A 17,527-nucleotide genomic window follows, 5' to 3' on the forward strand; every position below is an offset into this window, starting at 1 on the left:
GTTCCTCCAGGCGGGGGCGGGCGCACTCCACCGGTGATGACGCGCCGTGACCACCGGTGGAGCTGCGGCGGTGACTCGCGATGCGGGCGGGGGGAACGGGTTCCCGTCTCGGGGCGCTGGCCGCTCGGCCCCGGCGGACGCTAGGCGGTGGCGTTGTCGCGGGCGCGCTGCTCGCGCAGCCGCTCGGCGAACTCCTCGGCCATCGCCAACTGGTCGCGCAGGGTCTGGCAGCGGGCGACGATGGCCGCCTCGAAGGCGTCGAGCCTCTCGCTCAGGGCGCGCCGCTCGTCGGGTCCGGTCTCGGCCGACCCCAGCCGGTCGACGGCCTCCAGCAACTCGCGGGTCTCCTCCAGGCTGAACTCCAGCGGCTTCATCCGCTTGATGAGGTTCAGGCGGTCCACGTCCGTCTCGGTGTAGAGCCGGAAGCCGCCTCGGGAGCGCGCGGAGGGCTCGACCAGGCCGACCTCGCCGTAGTAGCGGATCGTGCGCAGGGACAGGCCGGTCCGCTCGGCGACCTCGCCGATCTGCATGTGCTGCGCCCCGGACATCGCGGCACCCCCTCTCGTCCACCCGACTCTAACGCCGGTTCCGGCGGGGCGCGGCCCGCCGCCGGGCGCGGTGGCCCCCGCGGAGCCGAACCCCCGTGATGCGCCCCCTCCGTAGAGCCGTTGCCGGTCCGCCGGGCGCATCGGGACCCCGCGGTGCGCACGCGGTTCTCCCGCGGCCCCGTGGGCGCGGGGCGCGACCGCCCGGGAGCGTCCGGCGCGTCGCCGGTCGGGCGGCTCCGGTCCCGGGCAGGGTGGGGGGCGGGCCCCGGCCCCGGTGCCCCGCGCGGCAGGTCGGGGATGTATCCCACACCGACATGCGCCTCCCCAGATTGCATGCTCATTCATAAGGGCGCATACTTATTTCCATGTCCAAGGTACTCACTTCCCTCCCCGTCGGCGAGCGCGTCGGTATCGCCTTCTCCGGTGGCCTCGACACCTCGGTGGCGGTCGCGTGGATGCGCGACAAGGGCGCCGTCCCGTACGCCTACACCGCCGACATCGGCCAGTACGACGAACCCGACATCGCCTCGGTCCCCGGCCGCGCCACCGCCTACGGCGCCGAGGGCGCCCGCCTGGTGGACGGCCGGGAGGCGCTGGTGGAGGAGGGTTTCGCGGCGCTGGCCTGCGGAGCCTTCCACATCCGCTCCGGCGGCCGCACCTACTTCAACACCACCCCCCTCGGGCGGGCCGTCACGGGCACCCTGCTGGTGCGCGCGATGCTCGAGGACGGCGTGCAGATCTGGGGCGACGGGTCCACCTTCAAGGGCAACGACATCGAGCGGTTCTACCGCTACGGCCTGCTCGCCAACCCCTCCCTGCGGATCTACAAGCCGTGGCTGGACGCCGACTTCGTCAACGAGCTCGGCGGCCGCAAGGAGATGTCGGAGTGGCTGCTGGCCCACGGCCTGCCCTACCGGGACAGCACCGAGAAGGCCTACTCCACCGACGCCAACATCTGGGGCGCCACGCACGAGGCCAAGGCGCTCGAACACCTCGACACCGGTATCGAGATCGTCGAGCCCATCATGGGCGTGCGGTTCTGGGACCCCGAGGTCGAGATCACCCCCGAGGACGTCACGATCGGCTTCGAGCAGGGCCGTCCGGTGACCGTCAACGGCAAGACCTTCGCCACCGCCGTGGACTTGGTCAACGAGGTCAACGCCATCGGCGGCCGACACGGCCTGGGCATGTCGGACCAGATCGAGAACCGCGTCATCGAGGCCAAGAGCCGCGGCATCTACGAGGCCCCGGGCATGGCGCTGCTGCACGCGGCCTACGAGCGGCTGGTCAACGCGGTCCACAACGAGGACACCCTCGCCAGCTACCACAACGACGGCCGTCGGCTCGGCAGGCTGCTCTACGAGGGCCGCTGGCTGGAGCCCCAGGCGCTGATGCTGCGCGAGGCCCTCCAGCGCTGGGTGGGCACGGCGGTCACCGGCGAGGTGACCCTGCGGCTGCGGCGCGGCGAGGACTACTCCCTCATGGACACCACCGGCGCGGCGTTCAGCTACCACCCGGACAAGCTGTCCATGGAGCGGACCGAGGACTCCGCGTTCGGCCCGGTGGACCGCATCGGCCAGCTGACCATGCGCAACCTCGACATCGCCGACTCCCGCGCCAAGCTGGAGGAGTACTCCAGGGTCGGCATGGTCGGCACCTCGCACCCGACGTCGATCGGCGCCGCCCAGGCGGCCTCGACCGGGCTGATCGGCGCGATGCCCGAGGGCGGAGCCGAGGCGATCGCCTCCCGCGGCCAGGCCCCCGAGAGCGACGACCTGCTCGACCACGCCGCGATGGAGTCCGGCAACGACTGAGGCCCGGCTCCGGTCCGCGCGCCAGCGCGCGGGGACCGGCCGGGCTCCGCGCGGGGCCGAGCCGCAAGCCGGGTCCGCGCACCGGCCGTGGGGTCCGCCGGACCGGCCCGCCGCCGGGGCGGGAACGCCGCACGAGCGTTCCCGCCCCGGCGGCGCCCGTCAGTCCGGCGGGTCCAGCGGCGACATCGCCGGGGAGTAGTTGAACAGCCGGAGCCTGGCCGCGCCCGGTTCGGTGAGGGAGGCGGCCCCGGGGTCGACGTCCACGATGCTCAGACTGGCCGGGTGGCTGGGCACCGTGCGCGCCGGGTCGAGCCCGACGGCGGCCACGAGGAAGGCCCGCACCGGCCCTCCGTGGGTGACGGCCAGCAGCGTCCGGTGGCCGTCGGCGTGCGCCCGGCGGACGGCGGCGCCGATCCCCTCGACCACCCGGTCGGTGAGTTCGCCGAAGCTCTCCGCGCCCGGGGGGTGGAACCGCCCCGCGCGCCACGCGGCGTACACACCGCCGTCCTCCTCCTTGATCTGCGCCGAGTACCGCCCCTCCCACCCGGCCAGGTAGGCCTCGTTGAGCCGGGGGTCGCGCGCGTCCGGGCTGACCCCGAGGACCTCGGCGGTCTCCTGCGTGCGGCACAGGCCGGAGATGACGACGTAGCCGGGGTCCAGGTAGCGGACCGTCTCCGCCAGCGCGGCGACCTGGCGGCGCCCGGCCTCCGACAGCCCGATGTCCTGCTGCCCTTGGAGGCGGCGCTCACCGTTCCACTCGGTCTCGCCGTGGCGGACCAGGATCAGCCGCGTCATCGGGCCTCCCCGGTGTCCAGGCGGTCGCCCGCGGCGTCGAAGTAGGCGTCCGGCGCCTCGGGCAGCCGCAGACCGGCCGCGTCCCCGGGCCGCAGGTCCACCGGCGTGTCCCGGGAGACGTTCACCCGGGTTCCGTCGGCGAGGTCCACGCCCACCACCCACCTGTCGGCCATCGGCACCTGGTCGGCGAAGACCGCCTCCAGGCACCCGGGCGCGGAGGCGTCGCGGTCGATCCCGAGCGAACCCGCCCGGTACATCGCCCGCACGACCCCGTCCGGGACCGAGGCGGGAGCCGCGCCGCAGTCGGCGCCCAGGGTCGACAGCCGACCGCCCCCGGCCCGGCACTCGATGATGTTGGCCGGGGGAGTGCCGACGAACGTCGCGGCGAACGCGGTGCGCGGCGACTCCAGCAGTTCCCGCGGCGTGCCGAACTGCTCGATCCGGCCGTCCTTCATGAGCGCGATGTGCGTGGCCATGGTCATCGCCTCCACCTGGTCGTGCGTGACGTAGACGCTCGTGGCTCCGGTCGAGCGGTGCACGCGCATCAGCTCGCCCCGGGTGTCCACCCGCAGTTTCGCGTCGAGGTTGGACAGCGGTTCGTCGAAGAGCAGAACCTTGGGCTGCGGGGCGATCATGCGGGCGATCGCCACCCGCTGCTGCTGGCCGCCGCTGATCTCCCCCGGGTAGCGGTCGGCCAGGTCCTCGATCGACAGCATCGACAGCACCTGCTCGCTGCGGGCCCGCCGGTCGGCCTTGGACCACTTGGCCACGGTCAGCGGCCAGGCGATGTTCTGGCGCACGGTCTTGTGCGGCCACAGCGCGTAGGACTGGAAGACCAGACCGGCCTCGCGCTCGGCGGGCGGCACGATCTCGGTCCCGTCGCCTCGGGCGATGACGCGGTCGCCGAACCGGATCTCGCCCCCTGTGGGGTTCTCCAGTCCGGCGAGCATCCGCAGGGTCGTCGTCTTCCCGCAGCCGGACGGTCCGAGCAGCACGAGGAAGGAGCCCGCCGGGACCTCGATCGAGACGCCGTCCACGGCGGCGGTGCCGCCGAAGTCCTTGCGCAGGTCGGTGATGGTCAGGGCGGCCGAGGGGGTTTCGGAGCGCATGTCGGTCCTTTCGGCCTGCCGGGCGCGCGGCATCGGGGTCATGATCGGGAGTTCCAGGGCTGGGCGGCGCCCTCGAAGCGCCGCGCGATGACGGTTGCCGCGACCGAGATCACCGCGATGACCACGGTGACCGCGTTGGCCAACTGGGTGAAGTTCTCCGAGGAGTACTGGTAGGTGAGCACGGCCAGGACGGGCATCGCCGGGGTCGCCAGCAGCACGACCAGGGACAGGTCGCGCACCATCTGGACGAACACCAGCACCCCGCCGGTGAACAGGCCGCGGGCGGTCAGCGGTGCGATGACCGCGCCGATCCTGCGCGTCAGCCCGGCCCCCGCCATCACCGCGGACTCCTCGACGTCCCTGGACACCTGGCTCAGGGCCGAGGTGCCCGACCGCACGGAGAACGGGATCGTGGCCGCGATCCCGGCCAGCACGAGGATCGCGAACGTCCCGTACAGGCTCGGGAGCGGGCCGATGGGCGCCCCGAACTGCGCGATGAAGGCCGCGCCCAGCGCGATGCCGGGGATGAGGAAGGGCACGAACGAGGTGACGCCCATGGTCCCCACCAGCCACCTCGGGCCGTTGGAGCGGGTGATGACGTAGGAGATGAGCAGTCCGAGCACACCGGCGCCGACCGCCACGCACACCCCGAGCAGGACGGTGTTCCAGGTGGCCTCCAGGATCTGCGGGTTGTTCAGGACGCCCCGCTGCCCCTGTGCGAGCGCGGGGTCCGAGTCGCCGATCCAGTAGTGCAGGGTCAGCCCGGAGGCGAAGTCGTTGGTGCGCAGGGTCAGCGAGCTCAGGACGAGCACGAGGCCGGGCACGATCGTGGTGCACGTGACCAGCAGCCAGGCGAGCCCGGCCACCGGCCGCCCCCAGGGGCCCAGGTCCACGCCCCGGCGGCGGCCGCCCTTGCCGGTGATCGTCGCGAAGCTGCGCCCGCCCCCGGTGATGCGGGTCGAGGCGTACATGATCATCGCGGCGACGACGATGAGCACGATCGAGAGCACGTACCCGCGTGCGACGTCACCGGTGGAGATCGCCCCGTACAGCCGGGTGGAGAGCGTGTGGAACCGCACCGGCAGTCCGAGCAGGGCCGGTGTGACGAAGTTGGAGACCCCCTCGGCGAAGGCGAGCAGCGCGCCGGAGATCATCGCCGGGGCCACGACCGGCAGGGCGATGTCCCGGGCCACCCGCAGCGTGGAGGCCCCGGTCATCTCGGCGGCCTCCATGAGGTCGCCGTTGACGCTGGCCAGCGCCGCGGCGACCAGCATGAACGACAGGGAGAAGTAGTGGGCCGTCAGGGTCGCGGCGATCGGTACGGGCCCCCAGGCCAGCCAGTCCGGGACGTCCAGGCCCAGGTTCATCAGGATCCCGGTGGACCCGCCGATCAGGTCGTTGCGAAAGACCGACTCCCACGCCAGCGCCAGGGCGAAGCTCGGCAGGGCGAACGGGATCGTCGCCAGCAGCCCCAGGGTCCTGCGCCCCGGGATACGGGTCATCACGACCACCCAGGCGAGGAACCCGCCCACCACCGTCGAGCAGACGGCGGTGGCGGTCCCCATGAGGATCGAGTTGCCCATCGGCCTCCACAGGAGGTTCTCCGACATCGGGCTGGCGAACACGTCCGCCCACGCCTCGCGGTTGCCGCTCTGGAGGGTCGTGTTGACCAGTCCGCTGAGCGGCGCCACCACGAGGACGAACAGTACGAGCAGGGTGCCGGCTCCCAGCACCACGGAGGGCTGCCTCAGTGTCGTGCGCGCACGGGCCACCGTGGTGCCGACCGCGGTGCGGCGGGGGGCGGGTGCCGTCGTCATGGCGTCCTTTCGCTGACGGGGGAGTCGGGGTCCTACAGGGTCAGGAGGAAGTCGGCCACGTCGTCGCGGACCCGGGAGGTCTCCTCGGGGTCGATGTCCCAGGCACCCAGTTCGTCCAGGGGCGCGGCGTCCCCGGGCATCTCCATGTCCGTGCGGACCGGGTAGTCGCCGGGGACGTAGAAGGGCTCGTATCCGGGACCGCCGGTCGCGGAGTCGTCGCCCATGAGGAAGTCGGCGACCAGGCGCGCGGCGGCGGGGCTGTCGGAGCCCCGCACCATGCCGATGTAGGCCGGGAAGGTGATGCCCAGCGACGGCGCGGTCCCCAGGGAGGCCTGGAGCGCCCAGCCCTCCTCCTCGTTGTCCCGGCGGTCGGAGTAGGAGGTGATGCCGACCGGCGGGTCCTCCTGCCCGGTCGCGCCCACGGCCGCGTTGACGTTGTCGGTGTCGTCGACCAGGACCAGGCCGTTGGCGTAGAGGTCCTCGATGAACTGCTGTCCGGCGTTCTCCACGCCCTCGTCGAGTTCCACCTCGGACCCGAAGTGCTCCTGGTGGGCCCGCGCCATCTCGTCGGAGCGCTGGACGATCTCCGCCACGAGGTCGAGGTAGTCGCCGCGCACGCTCGGGTCGACCATGACGACCCTGCCGTTCCACTCCTCCTCGGTCAGCTGCCACAGGTTCTGGACCGGGCTGCCGTCGGGGTGGGCCTCCTCGTTGTACATGAGGATCTTGGTCGAGAGCCGGTTGGCCAGCAGGGGCTGCTGGTACTCCTCGGGCACGGTCCCGGCGACGCGCTGGGGGACGTGGTTCTGGAGGATGCCGCCCGAGACGAGTTCGGTGACGACCACCGGGGCGTCGGAGATGTAGGCGACGTCCGCCGACGGGGTCCCGGCCTGGGCCTCGGACTGCAGGCGGGTGATCTGCTCGGAGGAGGCGATGTCGTGGCCGATGAGGTCGACGCCCGGGTACTCCTCCTCGAAGGCCTCCTCGACGGAGGCGATGCGCGAGGTGAAGGAGTAGACGGTGACCTCCCCCTCCTCCCTGGCCAGCTCGACCAGCTCCTCGTGGGTGGCGTCGTCGAGTTCGTGGGGCTGGGCGGCCTCGCCGGCGTCGGCGGTGTCGGCGGCCTCGGGGGTGCCGCCGCCGCAGGCGGCGAGCGTCGCGGCGAGCGGGAGGGCGACGGAGGCGGAGAGCAGTCTCGAAGTGCGCATGACAGGTCCTTTGCGTCGGTTTTCGCGCAGGCGGGAGCGGGGCCGGGGTGGTCCGGCCGTCGCGGGGGATGGGGAGACCGGCGTCAGTCGAACGCGTTGAGCAGGTCGTCCAGGCGGTCGAGGGCGGGCAGGATGGTCTCGGGGTGGCGCTGGGCGACGGTGAGCACGATGGCGTTCGCGATCATCATCGGGACGCTCAGGGAGGAGAAGCCCTCCTGGTGTCCGCGCGGGGCCGAGAGCACGGTGGTCGGAGCCGGATCGAGGGTGTGCAGGGTGTCCGTGACCAGCACGGACCGGGCTCCGACCTCGGAGGCGTGTGCGTACAGCTGTGTGAGGCCTCGCGGAGCGCGGCGGAACGCGAACGACACGACGACGTCGGAGTCCGACATCGCCAGGACGCGTTCGGCGACCTCGCGGCCGGGGCCGACCAGGTTGACCGGGCGCATCCCGAACCGGCGCAGTCGGCTGTCGAGGAGTTCGGCCAGGACCCCGGAGTTGCCGCGCGCGAAGAGGTAGACCACCCGCGCGCCGACCAGGAGGTCGGCCACCTCGTCGATCTGGGCCTGGCTCACGTGCTTGCCGACCGCGGCGAGGGAGTCGAGTTCGGTGGCCAGGAGGGTGTCCAGCACGCTGGCCCGCCCCTGGCCCCGGAGTTCGGCCCGGAACCGGTCGCCCGCGCCGTTGAGGCGTGCCTCGTGGGCCTCGCGCAGGTCCTCGCGCAGCTCCAGGTAGCCCTGGTAGCCCAGCCGCTGGGCCAGCCGGGTGGCGGCGGCGGGGTGGACCCCCGCGCGCTGGGCCACCTCCCCGCCCCGCCACAGGGGGGCCTCGGCGGGGTTGGAGAGCAGTTCGTCGAGGAGGACCCGGTCCGACTTCGTCAGCCGGTCGCGGTACTCGCTCATGCGTTCCTGGAGGTTCACAGCGCCCACGATACAAGCAAGTTTTATTGCGCAGGCTGTCTTTCCTGCAACTTTATTTTCGGTTCATGGGGACTTCACCCTCTCCCCGCGAACCGGTCGGGCGTTCACCCGCGGATCGCCCGGCGGCAAGCCGGGGGTCAGGACGCGTCCCGAAAACCGCAGGTGGGAACGGTGGTTGCTTCCGGCGGGTGAAGGCGGGTGAAGGCGGGTGAAGGCGGGTGCGGCGCCGCCCCGCACCGCCCACCGGCGGTGCTCCCGGTCGGCTCACCGGCGGCGCTCCCGGCCGGATCACCGGCCCCGGTCGGGGACCCCGTCGCCCTCGGCCTCCTCCAGGAAGACGTCCGTCTCCTTGGCGGTGGGGCAGGTGGCCGGGCCGCGGCGGGTGACGGCCAGGGCGGCGGCCGCGTTGGCCCTGCGTGCGGCTGACAGCGGGTCCATGCCCTCTGCCACGGCGGCGGTGAACACGCCCACGTGCGCGTCGCCCGCGCCGTTGGTGTCCACGGCGCGCACGGCAAAACCGGGCACGCGCCGGGCGGCGGAGCCCCCGGACACGGTCCCGTCCCCGCCACCGGTCCCGGCCACCGCGCAGCCCCGCGCGGAGTCGCGCACGACCACCGTGCCGCCGGGACGGATGCGGGGGAGCAGGAGCGCGGCGGCCTCCTCGGGGACTGAGCGCCCGGTCACGGTCGCGGCCTCGGCGGCGCTGAGGCTGAGCAGGTCCACGCGGGCCAGGACCCGGTCCAGGGTCGGCCCGGGGACGTCGCCCACGACCGGAGCCGGGTCCAGGACCAGGCGCACCCCCTCCGGGAGCCCGCCGATCCAGGTGAGCAGGTCGTCGGCGCGCGGCCCGGGCAGCAGCGAGTACCCCACCGTGTAGACGAAGTCCCCCGGTTCGGGCCGGAGGGCGCGCAGCCGGTCCAGGGACAGGTCCATCTCGGCGCCCAGCCGGGTGACGAAGGTGCGTTCGGCGTCGCCGTCCACCAGGGCCACGCAGAAGCCGGTGTCCGCGTCGGGGGAGGGGGCGTGCGCCACCGCCACCCCTTCGGAGCGCAGCGCGGCCCGGGCCAGGTCCCCGTGGGGCCCGGTTCCGTGCGCCCCCGCGTAGACCACCTCCATGCCCGCGCGCGCCGCGGCGGCGACGACGTTGAAACCGCCCCCGACCAGGGTCCGGGCGGAGGAGGCGAACACGCCCTCCCCGGCCCGGGGGAGGGCGTCGACCGCCATCACGACGTCGATGATCACCGGTCCCACGTGCACAAGGCGTCCGGTCACGGCAGGGCTCCCCTCGACTGCGCCGACCGTGGCGTCGGCCCCGCGATCATCCCAGCGGCGACCGCGGAGGGGACTCACCGGGTGGGCCGCTGCCGGGGGAGGGCGTGTCCCCCGGCGGCCTCCGCCGCATTCGGGGGCCTCCCGGCGGAGGCCTCCCGGTCCGCCGTGATCACAGGAGGTGCAGGGGCCACCGCGTCCTCAGGGGTCACCGGAGGCCGGTGACCGGCGCGCGGGACCGGCCGTCCGTCCCTAGAGCTGGGGAACCGGGGGCGGCGGGGTCCAGCGCTGGGCGCGGGGGGCGCGGGAGGGGACGCCGTACTCGTCCCTGAGCCGTTCGGGGATGGCGTACTGCATGACCCGGCCCCGGGTGAGGGAACTCAGCTCCAGGCGGGTGGTGACGTGCCCGAGGCGGTCCAGGGCCCACGCGCCCAGCGGGGAGCCGTCCTCGACGCGTTCGAGGACCCCGAGCAGGGCGGGGGAGGCCTTGACGGCCGTGTCCCAGGCGCTGCGCGGAACCCGGAGCCAGTCGGCGCAGGTGTCGCCGATGAGGTAGCGGATGAGGGCGGCGACCACCGGGTCGAGGAGGGTTCCGGGCACGACCTCCTCGTAGAGGTCGATGAGCTGGCGGGTCAGGTGCGCCCCCTCCTCGGAGGGGCCCATGTACCGGGTCATGTACAGGTCGGAGAACTCGCGGGCACTCGCCACGTCTGCCGGAGCGTGTTCGGTGCCGACGCCGAGCATGGCGCCGACGACGCGCCAGGCGTAGTAGTAGGACTCCGCGCCCTCGGCCGTCATGTGCACGCCCAGCCGGTGCAGGGCGTCCAGGACCTGGATGGAGAACATCATCTGGCCGCCGATCATGTCCTCCTGGCAGATCGGGGTGCCGAGCGCGTCCACGTCCCAGCGGTCCTCGCGGCGCATGTGGTAGCGGATGGAGGCGTGCAGCAGGCGCACCTTCTGGGCCGCGGGGACGAACCGGCTCCCCGCCTCGAACGCGTCGGGCCGCATCAGGTACACGGTGAACTGCCCGGTCTCGGCCATGCGCCGCGAGGGGTACTCCAGGGCGTGGGTGGCGCTGAGCAGCCTGGCCACGTGCGGGACGACGTAGCAGGCGGGCATCGACGAGAAGGCCAGGGCGGTGGAGACGTGCACGTTGTTGTCGATGAAGAACAGACGGGCCCTCTCCATCTCGTCCCAGTCGACCCAGGAGGGCGGCGCGGCCGTGGCGTGCAGGTACTCGCGGGCGACGTCGGGCAGCCCGTCGGGCAGGTCCTGTCCGGCGTTGGAGAAGTAGCGCATGAGCGTGTTGAACTTGCCGACCTCCCCGCGTTCGAAGAGCGTCTCCACCGTCGCGTCGGCGAGTTCGTCGCCCATCAGACGCAGCGCGTCCATGGACTCCGGTGTGTAGGACATGGGATCCCTTCCTGGGGTCAGGAGTGTCGGGCCGCGGCCGAGGTCACCATCTGCGACAGGGCGGCGGAGGCCCCGTCCGGCAGGTCGGCGCGGTCGAGGGCGTCGGTCGCGGCCCGGACGCGCTCGCCGATCATCTCCTCGACGCGCTCTGGCGCCCCGGTGCGCCGCATGATCGACCGGACCCTGGACAGGCCCTCCCCGTCCAGGCGGCGGCGGCCGAGCAGGCCGCGCAGCTCCCGGCGCTCGGCCGCGGTGGCGGCCGACCAGGTCTCGGCGAGCAGGACGGTGGGCCGGTTGCCCCGGACGTCGTCCAGGTTCGACTTGCCGGTGAGCTCCGGATCGCCGAACAACCCCAGCAGGTCGTCCCGCAGCTGGAAGGCCTCGCCCAGGGGGAGCCCGTAGGCGGTGAAGGCCTCCATCACCGCGCCCGGGGCGCCGGCCAGCGCACCGCCGATGCGCAGGGGGTGCTCGACGGTGTACTTGGCCGTCTTGTACCGGACCACCTGGAGCGAGCGGCCCGTGTCGGGCGGCGAGCCGGTGCGCAGGACCTCCAGGCACTCCCCGGCGATCAGCTCCCGGGCCATGACCAGCCACAGCTCACGGGCGCGGGAGAGGTAGGCCGAGGGAAGGCCGCAGCACAGGAACAGCTCCGCGGCCCACGACATGAGCAGGTCGCCGGTCAGCAGGGCCAGGGCGCGGCTCCCGGCGTGGGGCCTGGGCCTGCCGGTGAACGCCGCGCGCAGGGCGACGTGTGCGCTCGGCACGCCGTGCCGCATCGGGCTCTCGTCGATGAGGTCGTCGTGGACGACGGCCGCGGCGTGCACCAGCTCCATCGCGGCGGCTGCCCTGACCAGCGCGTCGCTGTCCGGCTGCCCGGCCGCGCGCCACCCCCAGTAGCAGAACGACGCGCGCAGGCGCTTGCCCCCGGTCACCGCCACGTCCAGCTGCTCGGCCACCGGCAGCAGGTCGGCGTCGACGGCGAGGAGCCGGTCCGTCTCCCGGCGCGCGAACTCCCGGAGTTCGGTGTCCACCCGTGTCCGGAGCAGGGCCTGCTCCCCGGTCTCAGCCATCGCTCTGGCCGGGACGGGAGGCGGCGGCCCGCCGGGCGAGCAGCTCCATGTGGGACTCGGCCGTCGGAGCGTACCGCCGCAGCGCCAGTTCGCCGCGCTCGCGCAGGTCCCGCCGACCGTCCCGGACCAGCTCGGCCAGGTCCGACCGGCCCAGCACCGACCGCGCTCCCCGCAGGGCCGCGCCGATCCCGCTCCATGCCAGGTCGGCCGCCCCTGCCGCGACCAGCAGCGGCTCCCGCGCGCGGTCGGCGCCCGCTTCGTCATCGGTGTGCGCCACGGCGTACACCCCCTGTTCCCGATCGGCGCGGAAAGGACGGCGTCCGGAAACGGCGGTGCCCGGGGAAGGGCGCCGTCCGGGCGGCCGGAGGTCCGCCGCGCGGTACTTGTGGAGTGATCATCTTCGGCCATCGCGGTTTTTGTCAACGCAATGGTGTGATCTGGTTCGGTTTGGTGGAAGTCGGCGGGAACAAGGGAAAGGAGTAAAAGGACACGGGTGGATAAAAGCCGGTGGCGTCATGCGGATTGTCCGTGTTCTCGCAGGTTGTCGCCACAGTTTTCTTCGGTGTTGGGGCCGGGCCGAACTTCGAAGGGGGGCGGTCCGGAACGCCGGAATCCTGCTCGCACCACGGCGCTCCTCCCCGGATTCCGGGACGCTTCCGGGGCGGTGGATCCTGGAGGGGGTTCGCGTCCGGGGGTCACGGAAAACGCGTTTGACTCCATGACGGACAAAAGTCGATATGGGCGATACGAGTTTTTCCGCGGTCCCCTCGAAGCGGGGCCTCCGGCGCTACCGGCGCCCGGACGAACGGCGGGGCCGCGGACACCGGTTCCACGACCCCGCCGCGCTCCCCGGCCTCACTCGGTGCGCAGGCCCTCGGGGTTCGTCATCCGCCACAGGTAGGGCAGGCTCGCCAGCGTCACCAGCGCGATCACGCCGAATCCGGCGCCCACGAGCGGCAGGAACCCCAGCCAGTCGGCGACCGGGAGGTCGGCCACCCGCAGCAGGAGGAGCCCGAGCCCGGTCCCGCCCCCGACGGCGATCACCAGGCCGAGCACGACCGGGATCGCGGTCTGCCACAGCACCGACGCGGCGAGCGTGGCACGGCTCGTCCCGAAGGCGACCAGCACCGAGAGCTGCCGCCTGCGCTCCCGCAGTTGCTCCACCGTGGAGACGACCATGCTCGCCCCGATCACCAGCATGGTGAGGACCGCACCGGCCCGGAGCGCGTCGCCGATGGACGTCAACAGGGTGCCGCCGCCCTCCTGGTGCAGTACGCGCAGATAGGTGCCGGGGCTGTCGATTCCGACGTGGTTGCGCACGTGCTCGACCGCGTCCGGGGCGCTCCCGTCCAGGGTGACGAACACCGTGGACTGGAGGTACTCCAGCTCCTCGACAGGAAGGGCGGACGGGGTGACGAACAGTCCCCGGTACTCCTGCCCGACCAGGTCGTCCGCGGCCTCGGCCTCGCGCAGCGGCGGGACGGTCCAGGGGCGGGACCCGGAGGCGGAGCCGCCCCGAGGGGCGTTGCCGAGGTCCAGGCGGTCCCCCGCGCGCACGGCGGAGGCCCCCTCACCCGCGACGAAGGCGTCGCCGTCGGCGCACGAGGAGAACGTGATGAGCCCGCCCAGGGTCGCGCAGTCGGCGACGACCACCGTCCGCGTCCGCGACGGGTCGTCGGCGCCGGGCGGGGCGTCCGCCGGGGGGAGGTGGGCCAGCAGGAAGGGGGAGGAGGACTCCACACCCCTGGCGCCGTCGACGTCGCGGGCGAACTCCGCGGCCTCGGCGCGGCTCCCCACCGTGGCCGAGGCGATCATCCCCGCCCGGCCGGGCTCCCGGCCGCCGTCGGAGGGGACCTGGGCGTCGATCGCGGAGAACAGCATCTGGAGCGCGATCGCCCCGGCCACGGCGAGGGTGACTCCGCTGACGGTGCGGGCCGCGATCCCGCTGTTCAGCTGGAGGCGCCGCGTGGCCATCTGCCACGACAGCGGACCGCCGCGCAGTCGGCCCACCACGGCCTCGACCACCCACGGCAGCAGCAGGGTGAACCCCGTCAGGGCCGCCGCCGCACCGGCGGCGACGGCCCACTCCGCGCCCTCGGAGTCCGCGCCCCGCCCGAGCACGGCCAGGACCGCGCAGCCGACGGCCAGGACCGCCGCGCGCCACCACAGCCGCCGCCCCCTATCGGTGCCCTCCCGGAAGACGCCCAGCGGACCCGCCTCGACCCCCCGCAGGGCCAGGAGCGTCGCCAGGACGGCGCTGGCCGGGACGAGCACCACGACGAGGGCGGCGAGCAGCGGCACCGGTGTGAGGTCCGCGGGCTGCACGCCCGGGCCCGGGAGCCGCACGTCGTCGGCGAAGGTCCGCGCCACCAGGAAGAACCCGGAGCCCAGGACCAGGCCCAGGACCGCGCCGACCAGGGACTCGCCCGCGGCGATCCTGCGCGTCATCGCCCTGTCCGCGCCCACCAGCCGCAGCGCGGCCAGGCGCTGGTCGCGCCGCTCGGCCCCGAAGCGCGTCGCGGTGAGGACGAACGCGGCGATCGGCAGCAGCAGAACCACGATGACGACGACGATGAGCAGGACGAGGACCGCGGACATGCCGCCGTCCCGCAGGTCCGCGCCGAAGCCGGAGGCGGCGTGCGGGAGCGGGGACCGGGAGAGGGAGTCCGTGCCCAGGTAGAAGTAGAGCTCGTGCGGCCCCCGCAGCCCCTCGGCGCCGATCAGGCCGGTGACCGCGGCGCCGTCGAACCGCTCGGCGAGCAGGGCGCCCCCGGGGGAGGCCAGGAGGTCGCGCAGGGCGGGGGAGACGTGGAGTTCGCCCGCCTCCGGCAGCCGGTCGATCCCCGGCGGGCGCACGTCCGGCCCCGGGTCTTCGGGCGCTTCGAGCAGCATGCCCGTGAACATGTCGCCCCGGTACTCGACGACCCGGGGGGCCGCCAGGACCGCGGCGTCGCCGGTCGGCGCGTCCCGCTCCAGGTACACCGGTGCCCGCGCGTCCATCCGTTCCTGGCCCGCCGCGCGCGCCGAGGGCGCCGCGGCGGCCAGCAGGAGCACCATCACCCCCAGACCCACGCCCAGCGCGGTGAGCAGCGTCCCCGTCCAGCCGACCCGCCCGCCGCCCAGGGTGAGCCCGGCGCCCATGGCCAGGTCCCGGTACCACCGGCCGATCACGTCGCCCCCATGGGCCCGGTGGCGGCGCCGAGGGCCTGGCCGTCGCGGACGACGACCTCGCGGTCGGAGTAGGCGGCCACCCGGACGTCGTGGGTGACCAGGACGACCGCGGCTCCGGTGTCACGGGCCGCGCCCGTGAGCAGCTCCATGGCGCGCTCCCCGTTGAGCGAGTCCAGCGCGCCGGTGGGCTCGTCGGCGAAGAGCAGCCGGGGCCCGGCCACCAGCGCCCGCGCGATGGCCACCCGCTGCCTCTGCCCGCCGGACACCTGGCCGGGGCGCTTGTCGCGCACGTCGTCCACCTCCAGGCGGGCCATCCACTCCGCCGCGGAGGCCTCCGCGCTCCTGCGGGCGACGCCGGTCAGGCGCAGGGGGAGCGCCACGTTCTCCGCGCAGGTCAGTTCGGGGACGAGCTGGCCGAACTGGAAGACGAAGCCGAAGTCGCTGCGTCTGAGCCTGCTGCGCTCTGCGTCGGACAGGGCCGACAGCTCACGCCCGTCGTAGTGCACGGTGCCGCCGTCGAGGTCGAGGATGCCCGCCAGGCAGTGCAGCAGCGTTGACTTGCCGGAACCGGACGGGCCCATGACGGCGACGACCTCGCCGGAGCCGATGCTGAAGTCCGTTCCGTTCAGCGCGGCGGTCGAACCGAAGTACTTGCGGAGCCTGGTGGCGGTGAGCAGGGCTCCCGCGCCCTCCGCCGCGTTGGTGCCGCTCACCCGCCGACCTCCCCGGCGAGCCGGTCCAGGCGGCTGGCCGTCAGCTCCAGCCACCGGATGTCGGCCTCCAGGTGGAACAGGGCGTGGTCGCAGACGAGCTGGTCCGCGAGGTCGCCGCCCCTCTTGCGGCGGGTGAGCTCACGCATCAGGCGCAGGTGCTCGGCCCGCTGGACGTCCAGCAGCCCGGCGGCGTCACGGCCGGTCAGCAGCGCCAGCACGACCTTGGCGTACAGGGTGCTCTGGAGGTAGGGCTCGGGGCTCTCCGGCGTGGAGAGCCAGCGGCCGACGTCGGTGACACCGGCGTCGGTGACGGCGTAGCGCTTGCGCTCGGGGCCGCCGCCGGTCTCCACGCCGTCCACCTCGACCAGGCCGTTCCTGAGCAGGCGCGACATCGTCGAGTAGACCTGTCCGTAGTGCAGCGGCCGGTCCTGCCCGAACCGCTCGTCGAAGAGGCGTTTGAGGTCGTACCCGTGGCGGGGGCCCGATTCGAGCAGACCGAGCAGCGTGTTGCCGATAGACATGGCGGCGACTATACACAATGTGTATAGATGGGTGCAGAAGGGACGATGCGTCCCGTTCCCGGGCGCGGTCCGCGCCTCCAGGGGGTCCGCTCAGGCGGGGTCGTTCTCCGGCGGCCCGGCGGCCGCCGGGCCGGGGCAGTCCTTCGGGGCCGCGCAGCCGCGGGGGTGGACGTGGAGCCGGTCTATGCGCCCGGCCTGGACCACGACGCCCCCGACATCGCCGTGGACCCCGTTGCGGATCGCCGCCGGCCCCCGGACGGATTCCCCTGTTCCGGCCGGACCGCGACGCGGCTTTTCCGCCGCCAGGCCCGGCCACCGTTGTACGGCCTTGTGCCTGAGGATTCTCACGAGCAGATCAGCGGTACCCCAGGCGACTTTGCAGGTGAACAGGCCCGCGGCGATGGTGAGAAGGAACTGCAGGAGTGTCGCTGGGCCGAGTTGGAGTGCGAGTTCTCGGGCGTGCTCCGCCAGAGGTAATGGCCCCTGAAAGACGAAGCCAGACTGATCGGAACCAGTGCCTCGATCTTCGCTCGCACCTTCCCGCTTATCCGAAAAGCGACCACGAAGAGGGTACAGGAAAGGGCCGCGGCGCGCGAGGGTGGCACCGGTCGTGGTGTCGCCGCGGGCGACGGGTCCACCGAGGGGCGGCGGGGCAGGGGACGGAACCCGTCGACGGGGTCGGAGTCCCGGGTCAGGAAACGCGCCGTTCACCTCGGTGCACGCCGCACGGTGCCGGTTTCGTCACCGGAGGGGCGTGTCGTCCGGGGCGGCCGGGGGCGCTGTCCGACACCGCTCCGCGAGGTTTTTCGGCGTGTACGGAGTTGCGCCTTGCTTCCCGGGCCGACGTGCGTAGACATTAGCTGACGTGCGCGGACATTTGTCAGCGACGCCTGGCCCCCGGCTTCGGAACTTTCTCGGAAACAAGTGTGCCAGGAGGCCGCATGAACCTCGCGGCCGTCCCGAAAGCAGGACCCGAGCCAGTCCGGAAGGGAACGGAGAGAACGCCCGGACGGCCCTAGCCATTCACAACGTATGGGGATAGAACTGGCTGAGAATAATCAGTGCGCCGCGCCAGTGGTCACCGCCTGGTGGCCGACTGTTGGCCGACAACTGGGCCTTTGTTCAGCCATATCTAGAAAGGTTGCTTCCCGCCGGTCCC

General features: G+C 73.2%; 14 protein-coding genes. 1 reads left to right on the forward strand and 13 read right to left on the reverse strand.

All coding sequences use genetic code 11. The features are described from left to right. Nucleotides 1–140: 140 nt before the first annotated feature. Complete coding sequence (locus KGD83_RS07730) at nt 141–548, reverse strand: MerR family transcriptional regulator (RefSeq protein WP_047868168.1); 408 nt, start codon at nt 546–548, stop codon at nt 141–143. 365 nt (nt 549–913) lie between these two features. On the opposite strand from KGD83_RS07730, the gene argG reads away from it, so the two are divergent. After that, nucleotides 914–2,362 (forward strand): argininosuccinate synthase, encoded by a 1,449-nt coding sequence (argG, locus tag KGD83_RS07735; protein WP_013154492.1) that lies wholly within the window; start codon nt 914–916, stop codon nt 2,360–2,362. Between the two features lie 159 nt (nt 2,363–2,521). On the opposite strand, the gene KGD83_RS07740 is transcribed toward argG, so the two are convergent. The 12 genes from KGD83_RS07740 to KGD83_RS07795 form a co-directional block, all read right to left on the reverse strand. After that, a complete protein-coding gene (locus KGD83_RS07740; RefSeq protein WP_212643177.1) occupies nt 2,522–3,157 on the reverse strand; it encodes a histidine phosphatase family protein in 636 nt (211 codons plus the stop codon). Further along, on the reverse strand, nt 3,154–4,266 hold the full coding sequence (locus KGD83_RS07745; RefSeq protein ID WP_249352207.1) for an ABC transporter ATP-binding protein: 1,113 nt from the start codon (nt 4,264–4,266) through the stop codon (nt 3,154–3,156). The genes KGD83_RS07740 and KGD83_RS07745 overlap by 4 nt, the downstream gene beginning before the upstream one ends. A gap of 38 nt (nt 4,267–4,304) precedes the next feature. Further along, nucleotides 4,305–6,083, reverse strand: a complete 1,779-nt coding sequence (locus KGD83_RS07750; protein ID WP_212643179.1) for an ABC transporter permease — start codon at nt 6,081–6,083, stop codon at nt 4,305–4,307. Nucleotides 6,084–6,115: 32 nt separating this feature from the next. Next, nucleotides 6,116–7,291 (reverse strand): ABC transporter substrate-binding protein, encoded by a 1,176-nt coding sequence (locus KGD83_RS07755; protein ID WP_212643180.1) that lies wholly within the window; start codon nt 7,289–7,291, stop codon nt 6,116–6,118. Nucleotides 7,292–7,374: 83 nt separating this feature from the next. Continuing rightward, on the reverse strand, nt 7,375–8,208 hold the full coding sequence (locus KGD83_RS07760; protein ID WP_249352209.1) for a MurR/RpiR family transcriptional regulator: 834 nt from the start codon (nt 8,206–8,208) through the stop codon (nt 7,375–7,377). Nucleotides 8,209–8,496: 288 nt separating this feature from the next. Continuing rightward, nucleotides 8,497–9,480: a PfkB family carbohydrate kinase gene (locus KGD83_RS07765; protein WP_212643182.1), complete on the reverse strand. Its 984-nt coding sequence runs from the start codon at nt 9,478–9,480 to the stop codon at nt 8,497–8,499. Nucleotides 9,481–9,729: 249 nt separating this feature from the next. Next, complete coding sequence (locus KGD83_RS07770) at nt 9,730–10,893, reverse strand: oxygenase MpaB family protein (RefSeq protein WP_212643183.1); 1,164 nt, start codon at nt 10,891–10,893, stop codon at nt 9,730–9,732. Nucleotides 10,894–10,910: 17 nt separating this feature from the next. Further along, on the reverse strand, nt 10,911–11,963 hold the full coding sequence (locus tag KGD83_RS07775; RefSeq protein WP_212643184.1) for a polyprenyl synthetase family protein: 1,053 nt from the start codon (nt 11,961–11,963) through the stop codon (nt 10,911–10,913). Beyond that, nucleotides 11,956–12,240, reverse strand: coding sequence for a hypothetical protein (locus KGD83_RS07780; RefSeq protein WP_212643185.1), 285 nt, complete (start codon nt 12,238–12,240; stop codon nt 11,956–11,958). The genes KGD83_RS07775 and KGD83_RS07780 overlap by 8 nt, the downstream gene beginning before the upstream one ends. A gap of 578 nt (nt 12,241–12,818) precedes the next feature. After that, the gene (locus tag KGD83_RS07785) at nt 12,819–15,134 is read right to left on the reverse strand and encodes an ABC transporter permease (RefSeq protein WP_212643186.1); all 2,316 of its coding nucleotides are present in this window, start codon (nt 15,132–15,134) and stop codon (nt 12,819–12,821) included. Then, a complete protein-coding gene (locus KGD83_RS07790; RefSeq protein ID WP_212643187.1) occupies nt 15,131–15,847 on the reverse strand; it encodes an ABC transporter ATP-binding protein in 717 nt (238 codons plus the stop codon). The genes KGD83_RS07785 and KGD83_RS07790 overlap by 4 nt, the downstream gene beginning before the upstream one ends. Next, nucleotides 15,844–16,368: a PadR family transcriptional regulator gene (locus tag KGD83_RS07795; protein ID WP_212643188.1), complete on the reverse strand. Its 525-nt coding sequence runs from the start codon at nt 16,366–16,368 to the stop codon at nt 15,844–15,846. The genes KGD83_RS07790 and KGD83_RS07795 overlap by 4 nt, the downstream gene beginning before the upstream one ends. Nucleotides 16,369–17,527: the final 1,159 nt, after the last annotated feature.

The sequence above is a fragment of the Nocardiopsis akebiae genome (assembly GCF_018316795.1).
In the GTDB taxonomy this organism is placed as follows: Bacteria; Actinomycetota; Actinomycetes; order Streptosporangiales; family Streptosporangiaceae; genus Nocardiopsis; species Nocardiopsis dassonvillei.

Coding starts and splice junctions, on each gene's coding strand:
- KGD83_RS07730 (WP_047868168.1), bottom strand. CDS start 548: ATGTCCGGGGCGCAGCACATGCAGATCGGCGAGGTCGCCGAGCGGACC.
- KGD83_RS07795 (WP_212643188.1), bottom strand. CDS start 16,368: ATGTCTATCGGCAACACGCTGCTCGGTCTGCTCGAATCGGGCCCCCGC.
- argG (WP_013154492.1), top strand. CDS start 914: ATGTCCAAGGTACTCACTTCCCTCCCCGTCGGCGAGCGCGTCGGTATC.
- KGD83_RS07740 (WP_212643177.1), bottom strand. CDS start 3,157: ATGACGCGGCTGATCCTGGTCCGCCACGGCGAGACCGAGTGGAACGGT.
- KGD83_RS07775 (WP_212643184.1), bottom strand. CDS start 11,963: ATGGCTGAGACCGGGGAGCAGGCCCTGCTCCGGACACGGGTGGACACC.
- KGD83_RS07755 (WP_212643180.1), bottom strand. CDS start 7,291: ATGCGCACTTCGAGACTGCTCTCCGCCTCCGTCGCCCTCCCGCTCGCC.
- KGD83_RS07750 (WP_212643179.1), bottom strand. CDS start 6,083: ATGACGACGGCACCCGCCCCCCGCCGCACCGCGGTCGGCACCACGGTG.
- KGD83_RS07745 (WP_249352207.1), bottom strand. CDS start 4,266: ATGCGCTCCGAAACCCCCTCGGCCGCCCTGACCATCACCGACCTGCGC.
- KGD83_RS07770 (WP_212643183.1), bottom strand. CDS start 10,893: ATGTCCTACACACCGGAGTCCATGGACGCGCTGCGTCTGATGGGCGAC.